This window comes from Rossellomorea oryzaecorticis (genome assembly GCF_038405515.1).
Taxonomy (GTDB): Bacteria; Bacillota; Bacilli; order Bacillales; family Bacillaceae_B; genus Rossellomorea; species Rossellomorea oryzaecorticis_A.
Window position 1 is genome coordinate 1 of the sequence record NZ_JBBYAF010000070.1, and the last position, 8932, is coordinate 8932.

Below are 8932 nucleotides of genomic sequence, written 5' to 3' on the forward strand. Positions count from 1 at the left end.
GAAGGCAAAGAACGCCTTCGTGGCCGATTCGCCTTATGTCACCCGCCTCTGAACAAAGCCCCTCCGCTTTTCTTCCCGCAGGCTTGCCGAGGAGGGTCACGGGCTACCCGCGGAAAGCGAAGTCTTGCACGGAAATCATTAGCGGTAATAAGAGACTTTACTGAAAATGTTCGTCATTAGGTGGTGGGATTTTAGTTTTGTACCAGTCTCTTTTTTATCCTGATCTGAATGTTTCAGAAGATGACGGAATTCTGGTAATACCACCCTTAATATACAAATTTTATAGACTGCCAGGAAATTTCTTGATATTATTAAGAAAAAAATGAATCGAAATAACTATGTTACATACAAAAATTGGTTTCGTATGGGATTTAGTCAGGGGTGGAAATGATGGAAGTATTTGTGGCAAGGCAGCCAATCTTTGATGTGAATGAGGAAAAGGCAGCCTACGAGCTTCTATACAGACATAACCAATTGAATATGTTTCCGAATATTGATGGAGACACAGCAACGGCAGATGTCATAATTAATAGTTTTCTAAATATCGGGATAGATGCCTTATCCTCAGGAAAACCTTGTTTTATTAATTTTACAGAAAATCTTCTAAAATTAAGGGTTCCCACTTATTTTAACCCAAGAGAAATTGTAGTAGAGGTTTTGGAATCGGTGGAGCCGAGCAAGGGTGTGGTGGACATCTGCCTGGAACTGAAGAAGCTCGGGTACAAGATAGCATTGGATGATTTTATCTTTAATGAATCGAATCCATTTTGTAAAGAGCTTATGAAAGCAGCAGATTTTGTTAAGGTTGATTTCCAGTCTACAACCGAGGAGATGAGAAGCAGGATAGAAGTTTTATCAAATTTATTAGGGTACAAACTGATCGCGGAAAAAGTCGAAACGGAGCTGGAGTATCAGGAAGCAAGGCATAAGGGATATCATTTTTTTCAAGGCTACTTTTTCAGTAAGCCCAAGATAATTGCATCTCATGATGTACCGGTTTATTTTCATTCTTATTATTCAATCATTCAAAGCCTGGAAATGTCAGAGCCCAGCATCGATGTAATCAGCGGTTTGATCCAGCAGGATCTTTCGCTTTCTTATAAACTATTAAAGCTCATTAATTCACCGGCATACAGGCCAAAGCATAAAATCCATTCCATCCGGCAGGCAATCGTATTACTCGGGTTAATGGAAATCAAAAGATGGATCTACGTGCTGGCGGTAAGGGAGCAGGTAGCTTACAGGGAAAAGCTGGAAAATGAAGTAATCACATTATGCCTCACGAGGGCCAAAATGTGCGAGCTTACGGCGGAAAAGATAAAAGGTACCAAAAATACATCCAGCTATTTTCTTACCGGTATGTTTTCTCTGATGGATACAATCTTATCGGTTCCCATGATGAAGATACTTGATGATTTACCGTTGAATGACGAAATATGTGATGCATTGACTGGTAAATCCAATGAGTTAAAGGATATGCTGGAATTGGTCATTTCGGCCGAGAAGGGTGACTGGATCGATCTTGAAAAGAAAATGCGTTCATTAAATCTCTCAGAGCAGAACATTTCAGAAAGTTATCAGCAAGCCTGTCAGTGGGCAGAAGAGCTGCTCACACAGGAGCTTATCCATTGAGCGGATTACCATACCGGTTTATAAGAACCTGGCTTTAAGAATTTCCTCTGAGGTTTGATATATCGTTTTAACTCCATCAGCAAGAGACGCTGTATTTTCCTTGATGTAACCTGCCTCGCAATATCAGCAGGAAAGGGATAAATGCCGACTGAATTGAATCGAACTCTGAAAAGGCCTTCTTGAAGCAGGTCTTTTTTGGAGTCCAATATTTTGCAGAGGACAAGCACATCGCGTGAGCTATAGTCATCCCCAGCTTCATTTACTTCTTTCACTTGAAAACGGAATAGTAATTCGTCCATGGATATCACCTCACTCTTAATTTCTAAAAGATTGCTTAATAAAAGAACGACCCTTTTTCGACAAAAGATTATATTTAAATTGTAACTGTTTTTACAGGGAGTTTCAGTAAAAATATGCGTCGGAGAACACATTCGGGATACAATGTAGTAAACTGATAGAGAGTCTTTACAACACATTGCCTGAAACTTTAAAATAAAGGTCTGACAGATTGATCGTATCGGAGGGCTTCACTATGAAACTGAATTTTATTAAATGTCACGGTTCTGGAAATGATTTTTTACTGATTGATGAAGTATCCAATCATTATACTTTTACAGAAGAAGAGAGGCAAAACCTTTCATTATCGTTATGCGACAGACAAACAGGTATAGGAGCGGATGGTATACTGTTTGTCATGGACAGTCGACACTGTGATGCAAAAATGAGGGTTTTTAACGCAGATGGTTCTGAAGCATCCATGTGTGGAAATGGTCTCAGATGTGTCGGACGGTATGTGTGTGAATTATTTGATAAAGAAAATATCATCATTGAAACGATGAAAGCAGATTTGAAAGTTGCTTCAGCCCCTGCCATCTTTGATGATATCCCTACTTATAATGTGGAAATTTCTCCAGTATATTTTGATCTTGACCAAGTTCCGATGAATATGGATCATACTCAAGTGATAAATCAAAAAATTCCTGAGATATCCAATCGTTTGCAGTTTACGGTATTAGCGGTTCCTAACCCTCATTTGATTAGTATCGTGAATGCTGAAACCATCATTTCAAACGAACAGAAGATGATCTCCGAAACCGTTAATGGTCCGAATAACCTGTTTCCGGATGGAGTGAATGTGAGCTTTGTGCATAGATTGGGAGAAGGCGCAATTTATGTGCGTACATTCGAACGAGGTGTCGGATTCACTAATGCGTGTGGAACTGCGATGTCAGCTTCCAGTCTGGTGACTTGTCTCCTTGGCCATAACCGATTGGATGAGGAAATCGAAGTCTACAACAATGGAGGAAAGGTACGAGTAGTGGTTAGACAGGGGTCGGCCGGTCATTACTATATGGAATTGATCGGGAACGCTACTTATATGTTTGAGGCTGAATTTGAGTTATCATTGTCTCAGCCTGAATTATTTGAAGTACTATCCCACACGGAATTTAACGAAGAAGCTGCATACGGACTGCTTCAGAAGCATGCCAAAAAGGTTGTAGACAGTAAGGTGTTTACAAAAGTATAAAGGAATAATAAGCCTGGACGGTGGCCGTCCAGGCTTATTTATTTCCTTTAAGAAAGCTGATCACTTCCTGAAATGGCTGATCATCCTTTACCCGATCAAACTGACTGAATGGACAACCTAATCGTTTAAAACGGCTTAATACTTCTTCCATCGTAAATTGTTCGGGAGTTAGTTCTTCTTTTACTTCATGCCACCAAAGCGGGGCAGCGACGAGGGCTTTGTCGTTTCCTCTTAATGAATAAGGGGCAATGATCGTCTTACCTTCTCCGTGCTGTATGTAATCGACATAAAGACGGCCCTTTCTATTTTTCTTCATTCGCTCAATCGTAAAATCATCGGGATAATTGGATACAAGGTAATGAGCAATGAATTCGGTAAATAAGCCTGTATCTTTCCATGAGTATCCGGATGGCAGCGGAATATATACTTGGAGCCCCTTGTTTCCCGATGTTTTAACGAAGCTCTGTAAGTGCATCCCTTCAAATAATTCCTTCATGATAAGAGCTGCCTTGACCGCCAGCGAAAACTGCTGCCTGCCGGGAGGGTCCAAATCAAATACGATTTCATTGACGTCCTGTTGATCCGCTTTTTGGAAAGGTATGTGGAATTCAAGTGCCAATTGGTTTCCCAGCCACATGAGACTCTCCAATTCATTGCATATAATGTATTCGATTCCATCCTGGACATGCGTTTCAACAAAATCGGGTGCATAATCAGGCACATTCTTCTGGTAAAAAGATTCCCCGAACAGACCATGTGGAAAACGAATACAGGTTAAGGGCCGATTACGCAGAAAGGGAAGCATAACAACAGATATTCTGCGAAGGTACCGGATATAATCAAGTTTCGTAATGGGTGGTGCCTCCCATAATGGTTTGTCGGGATGAGTGATTTCCACATTTTGAGGCAGACTGGCTTCCTTCTGAAGAAATTGATCCATCGTGCAATCTTCAGGATTTGAAGAGAACATAAATTGGTGAAAATGTGGCTCCCTTAATGTATGTTCATACCAATTCAAGTAATGAACTTCCACACAAATCGCTGGTTCTATAAAATAATGACTGCCTTCTTTTCGCGAATGATTTTTTTTAATGATTTCTTTTAAGGTTTTTTTATCATTCGATGAAATTCCAAAGTGAAATAATCCAATTTGTTTAACGATGTCATGATCAAAGACACCTATGTGGAAATAATCGTTGCTAACATCCACGGAAGTGATGAAGCATAGGCATTTTTTCCAGTTTTTTATCTTCAGCCATGAGTTACTCCGTTTTCCTTCTTCCCACTTACTGTCTGAGAGCTTGGCGACTACACCTTCTCCTTCCTCATCTGTCACCTCACTCCATACCCTTTTCCAGTCTGTAAAGTAAGGAACCATTTGAAGGACACCCGGATTGGACGGGTCTGGTTTCAGTGGGATTTCAAGTGAGGAACACAGCTTTTTTAACTCTCTTTTGCGTTTGGTATATGGCTGGCTGAACCACAGGTCGTTTCCGCTTTGAATGAGGTCGAAAGCCAAAAATTTCACTGGTCTCAGCGATGCGGATTCGCTGATTTTTTGTTTGTTTTTCATTCTTCCCCGGATTTGAAGCTCGAAAAACTCACTGCTCGATGGTGAACGCAGAACGACAATTTCTCCATCCAGCACAATCGGCAGCGTAAAGGAAGATTCGCCAATCAGTTCGTTTATGTATTCTTCTATTTCAGGGAAATAGGGTAGAAGATTTTTGTTATTTCTGCTTTTGAGTGAAATTTTTTTAGACTTATCAACCTTTAGAATTCCCCTGAAACCATCATACTTCACCTCATAATTCCATTCTCCCTTAAGGGGAGGTTCTCCAGTTAAAGTAGGCAGCATCGGCTTCAATTCACATCACCCTTGACCGTTTTTATTATAGTGTGGCCTCATTCATGATCGATTATTTCCAAATGTTTATGGGAATGAAGCACATTAAGTAACTAAAAGATAAAGATAATAGGATTTAGTATAAAAAAAGGAGGGTATTGTAATGCATACCATATGGAAGGGTTCAATAAGTTTCGGTTTGGTAAACATTCCAATCAAACTGCATTCTGCTACCGAAGATCGTGATATAAAGCTTCGTTCTCTTCACAAAGAGTGTCATACACCCATCAAATATGAAAAAGTTTGTCCCGTCTGCGAGAAAGAAATCGATCATAAAGACATCGTAAAAGGCTACGAGGTGACAAAAGGGAAATTTGTAGTTTTAGAAGAAGATGAACTGAATGAAATAAAAGAGGTAAATGCAGAGAAAACGGTAGAAATTTTGGACTTTATAAAAATCGATGAAATCGACCCGATCTTTTATGACAGGAGCTATTTTGTTTCACCGAATGATGGAGGGAAGAAAGCTTATACTCTATTGCGGAAAGCTTTAGTAACTTCCGGAAAAGTGGGTATCGCTAAAATAACGATGAGATCGAAAGAACAATTGTCTGTCGTAAGGGTTTATGAGAATACATTAGTGATGGAAACCATTCACTACCCGGATGAGGTCAGGACTTCTAAAGATGTACCCAATGTACCTGAAAACGATGAAATTTCCGAAAAGGAGTTGGAAACGGCAACGATGCTGATTGAACAATTGACCTCAGAATTCCAGCCGGAAAATTATCATGATGAATACCGTGAGCGGCTGAGTCAGTTGATTGAATCCAAGCAAACCGGTGAGAAGATCGTTACTGTTAAAGAAAAAGCTCCGAAAGAAAATGTGACTGATTTAATGGCGGCACTGCAAGCTTCAATTGATTCAACAAGTACGGAAAAGAAGAAAACCGCCAAAAAGAAGCCGGCTAAAAAGAAAACGACTACAAAGAAGAAAGCGCAATAAATCGAATGAGCGGGGAAGGAGAAACACGTTGGAGGAGAGACAGTTAAAGAAAGTAACATTTTTCATTGTTTCATTAATCTGTTTAGGATTGTTTACATGGGGATTTGTCTCAATCGTAGATGAATGGAAGGAAAATGAAATTGCAGATTTTGATAATGGAGTCTTCAATGTTGTCCATGCTTTTATCTCACCTAAGCTGACAACCTTGATGACTTCCATCACCTTCTTGGGTGGTGTGAAGTGGCTGAGTATATGCACGATAGGGGTTATCATCATATTATTGTTTATGAAGAAATATCCTCTAGCTGTATTCGCAGCTTTGACGGTAGGCCTTGGAGCTGGTTTTAATTGGTTGTTGAAGTGGATCTTCAAACGGGACAGGCCTGATATTGAAGCTCTGATCGAGCAAGGGGGTTACAGCTTTCCAAGCGGTCATACCATGGGCTCGTTCATATTTTATGGAGCACTGGCGTTTATGTTGTTTCGTGCCTTTGACAGGAGCATATATAAGGTGTTGAGTATAATCGGCTTATCGATACTCATATTGTGCATTGGCATCAGCAGGGTATATTTAGGCGTACACTATCCGAGTGATATTGTAGGAGGATTTTCAGCCGGCGGCGGTTGGCTGACGCTCTGCATTGCAGTATATACGTATTTTTATGAACGCAGTGATTGGAAATATGTCGATGAATGAAGAAACCTGAAGCGGGTCATCCCGTTTCAGGTCTTTTGTTTTTCCATGAAATATGAGTAAGCATTTTCTTAGAATAAATTAAAGATATATGGGCCAAATGAAGAAACATAGATAAGGATGTACACACCCATAAAATAAAATACTCCCCCAAAAGTTCCCCAATCAGGATTTCGTCCGAATTTCCATATCAGCCCGGTCACCAGAGTGATTATCAGGATTCCTACATACCCGCCTCCTGTAAAGGTGAGGTAATCAGGGGCTGCAAAGTAAAAATATCCATTCATGGATTTATTCATGAATGTAAAAGGCATGAACAGGAAGATGAGTATAGAAGCGTATTCAACCCAGTTAATGCCGTCTTTTTCGAAAATATTAGGTCTGAACATATACAGAAGGATCAATAGCAATAGTGAAGGCAGCACCCAATAGAAGGATATTAGAATGGTGATCACACTGCTGAATAACATCATTATACTGTTGTTGACGGCTTCTTTGACATTGCGTTTGTTTAGTTCAACACTTGAGGCAATGACCTCCGGATCCTGTGAAGCACCGAACAATTCATACGTATCTCCGCCATAATCAAGCCATGCGAAACTGTTTTCGCTCAACTGGAAAGGAAGATATGAGTAATGCTTGGTTGTCCCTATGGCTTCGGCTTGCAACAAAGAGACCGTATCTTCTAAAGGAGCTAAGTATACGCTGACTGCGTTATGGTCACTGAGTTTATGGCCTTCAGACGTGAACAAAATAGATTTCTTCCCATCTACTGTCACTAGTTTTGCAGAACGGGGCCCCTGAAGATTTTCACCTGAATCCACATTAAGAAACTTAAGATTTTCAGGTTTCAGGGTGCCGGTTCCTAATTCGTCCAAAGAAGATTGCAACTTCACAATCTTATAGCTTAATACTCCTTGTGCTCTCAGCTCTTCATTATAAAGGACTGTCAGCTTATTGTTTTCTACTTCATATGTCAGTCCATCAATATGATGGCTCGTGGAGATTTTGACTGTTGCAAAAGGACCGCCTGCCAGTTTCTCATTCTCATCCATATAATGTAGAACAGCTGAAGCATTATTTTGCTGCTCTTGAACGATTGCACTGCCGTTATCCCCTTGATACACTTCCATAATGTTTTTAGAGAATGTATGAATGTTTTTGCTCGACAAATCAGCAGGATTTACTGTAAAGAGGTCGTTTTCAACCCAGTAAAATATTTTTTCTCCGGAAGTACTCAAACCTGTTGCTTCTTCTGAAATGACGACCTCTTTACTGTTTTTCGTAGCAATCAATTGGCCTGATTTCATTTGAATAAAGACCGATCCATCCGTCCAGAAAGGGAATCCTCGAGTTACCTTAGTATTCTTTACGGAATCTTCGGTAATATTAAATTGATCATCGAATGCCAATTGTCGCACTTTTCCATTATCCGTCAAGAAAAGGCTGCCATTGTTGAAGAACATCTGAGGACGTTCTTCAGAGGTGAACCCCAATGGGACTGAACGGCTCCAATCAGGCTGAGGCTGTTTCTTTACTTCTAATAGCTGGTGGATGACCAGTGCGCCCATAAGCAGCAGGATGATCATCAAAGGTATACCGAATGACTTTAGTCTTTCTTTCACCAAAATCCCCCTCAATCTTTATATCTATTTTTTGATTTCAATTTAGAATTTTACCACAATTCCATCAACTTGACACCAAATATTTCCTTACAAAAAATGTCCCGAAAATATATTTCTCATTCAATCATTTATGCTTGTGCTGAGAAAAGAAGGACTCAAGAAATTTCAAGGCTTATAACTAAAGAAGTAAATCACTCTTAAAAATTTCGTTGATTTTTTGTTGACAAACACAGATATAAGAATTACAATGATATTGAAAATCATTCTCAATGAAAACGCAAGAGTTTCCCCCTCTTTCTTTTTATATTGGAGAATGGTTCATGATTTACCCCCCTTTAATAAATCGTAGAGACAATCCCGGAGCTATCTGCTCCGGGATTGTCTTTTTTATTAGACTCTTTTATACACCGCTGTTGATTTCCGTGCAAGACTTCGCTTTCCGCGGGTGACCCGTGGGCCTCCTCGTCGCTAAAGCTCATGCGGGGCGAAAAGCGGAGGGGCTTTGCTCAGAGGCGGGTGGCATAAGGCGAATCGACCACGAAGGCGTTCTTTGCCTTCTTGGTCGGTTTGACTTATGACATGTGCCTCTAAGCCCCAGAGC

7 protein-coding genes are annotated in these 8932 nt (G+C 40.3%); 4 read left to right on the plus strand and 3 right to left on the minus strand.

Features of this window, described 5'->3' with window-relative positions:
• Window positions 1–390 precede the first annotated feature (390 nt).
• A complete protein-coding gene (locus AAEO50_RS20500; protein ID WP_341986227.1) occupies window positions 391–1632 on the plus strand; it encodes an EAL and HDOD domain-containing protein in 1242 nt (413 codons plus the stop codon).
• 5 nt (window positions 1633–1637) lie between these two features.
• Here AAEO50_RS20500 and AAEO50_RS20505 read toward each other — a convergent pair whose 3' ends face one another.
• Window positions 1638–1931, minus strand: a complete 294-nt coding sequence (locus AAEO50_RS20505; RefSeq protein ID WP_341986228.1) for a hypothetical protein — start codon at window positions 1929–1931, stop codon at window positions 1638–1640.
• Between the two features lie 233 nt (window positions 1932–2164).
• Here AAEO50_RS20505 and dapF point away from each other — a divergent pair, with 233 nt between their 5' ends.
• Window positions 2165–3160 (plus strand): diaminopimelate epimerase, encoded by a 996-nt coding sequence (dapF, locus tag AAEO50_RS20510; RefSeq protein WP_341986229.1) that lies wholly within the window; start codon window positions 2165–2167, stop codon window positions 3158–3160.
• Window positions 3161–3194: 34 nt separating this feature from the next.
• Here dapF and AAEO50_RS20515 read toward each other — a convergent pair whose 3' ends face one another.
• A complete protein-coding gene (locus tag AAEO50_RS20515) occupies window positions 3195–5018 on the minus strand; it encodes a DNA ligase D (RefSeq protein ID WP_341986230.1) in 1824 nt (607 codons plus the stop codon).
• A 151-nt stretch (window positions 5019–5169) separates the two neighbouring features.
• On the opposite strand from AAEO50_RS20515, the gene AAEO50_RS20520 reads away from it, so the two are divergent.
• Complete coding sequence (locus AAEO50_RS20520) at window positions 5170–6012, plus strand: Ku protein (protein ID WP_341986231.1); 843 nt, start codon at window positions 5170–5172, stop codon at window positions 6010–6012.
• A gap of 28 nt (window positions 6013–6040) precedes the next feature.
• A complete protein-coding gene (locus tag AAEO50_RS20525; protein ID WP_341986232.1) occupies window positions 6041–6709 on the plus strand; it encodes a phosphatase PAP2 family protein in 669 nt (222 codons plus the stop codon).
• A gap of 68 nt (window positions 6710–6777) precedes the next feature.
• Here AAEO50_RS20525 and AAEO50_RS20530 read toward each other — a convergent pair whose 3' ends face one another.
• Window positions 6778–8331 carry a hypothetical protein gene (locus tag AAEO50_RS20530; protein ID WP_341986233.1) on the minus strand — a complete coding sequence of 518 codons (1554 nt, stop codon included), beginning with the start codon at window positions 8329–8331 and terminating at the stop codon, window positions 6778–6780.
• Window positions 8332–8932 lie beyond the last annotated feature (601 nt).

Excerpts from the sequence above, each read along its gene's own strand:
- AAEO50_RS20515 (WP_341986230.1), bottom strand. The coding sequence starts at position 5,018 with ATGCTGCCTACTTTAACTGGAGAACCTCCCCTTAAGGGAGAATGGAAT.
- AAEO50_RS20500 (WP_341986227.1), top strand. The coding sequence starts at position 391 with ATGGAAGTATTTGTGGCAAGGCAGCCAATCTTTGATGTGAATGAGGAA.
- dapF (WP_341986229.1), top strand. The coding sequence starts at position 2,165 with ATGAAACTGAATTTTATTAAATGTCACGGTTCTGGAAATGATTTTTTA.
- AAEO50_RS20505 (WP_341986228.1), bottom strand. The coding sequence starts at position 1,931 with ATGGACGAATTACTATTCCGTTTTCAAGTGAAAGAAGTAAATGAAGCT.
- AAEO50_RS20520 (WP_341986231.1), top strand. The coding sequence starts at position 5,170 with ATGCATACCATATGGAAGGGTTCAATAAGTTTCGGTTTGGTAAACATT.